This is a genomic window from Natrialba sp. SSL1, assembly GCF_001861355.1.
In the GTDB taxonomy this organism is placed as follows: domain Archaea; phylum Halobacteriota; class Halobacteria; order Halobacteriales; family Natrialbaceae; genus Natrialba.
In genome coordinates this window covers 1-682 of sequence record NZ_MASN01000055.1, presented here as the reverse complement: position 1 = coordinate 682, position 682 = coordinate 1, and the positions used below count along the sequence as shown (strand labels likewise).

The window sequence follows — 682 nt, the reverse complement described above, 5'->3', positions numbered from 1 at the left end:
GTCGCTCTATCGCCAACTGATTTCACGCCCTATTGCACCTCCCTTTGTGGGGTGCTTTTCAGCGTTCGTTCACACTACTTGTTCGCTATCGGTCTTGAGGAGTGTTTAGTCTTCCCAGTCGATGCCTGGGATATTCACGAGGGATATCCAACCCCCGATACTCTGGAGCTGACTCGTCTCTTACTCGTCGACAGTACGGGACTGTCACCCTGTTTCGTGCTCTATTCCAAGAGACTTCGTGTCGAGTTTCGGAGAGTGATCGTCAGTCCGAACACCACATTGCCCGAAGGCTTCGGTTTGGACTGTATCGCGTTCCTTCGCCAGTACTAACGACATCACATTACGTTTTCTTTTCCTGCCGATACTGAGATGTTTCAGTTCTCGGCGTTCCCCATTGCGCGAAGCAATTGCGGTGGGGATTCCCATTCGGAAATCCTGAGTTCTTTCCCTCCGTGCGGGTCCCTCAGGCTTATCGCAGCTTGGCACGTCCGTCTTCAGCTCTCAAGCCGAGCGATCCACCAGCTGGCACAGTAGCCACGTTCATCGGATCGGCGCTACACCAGAGGTGTAGCATATCGTGACCCGGGAACGGGTCCAGTGGACGCCTGGACTACACGTACACACGGTCTCATCTGCACGCCGGTAGACGGCCGGCCTGCATTGACCCTTCCCACTCACGCTT

The 682-nt window shown here is 55.0% G+C and carries 1 rRNA gene; it reads right to left on the bottom strand.

From position 1 onward, the window contains the following. Window positions 1–543: ribosomal RNA gene (locus tag BBD46_RS22985) — 23S ribosomal RNA — on the bottom strand; the annotation flags it as partial. Between the last annotated feature and the right edge of the window lie 139 nt (window positions 544–682).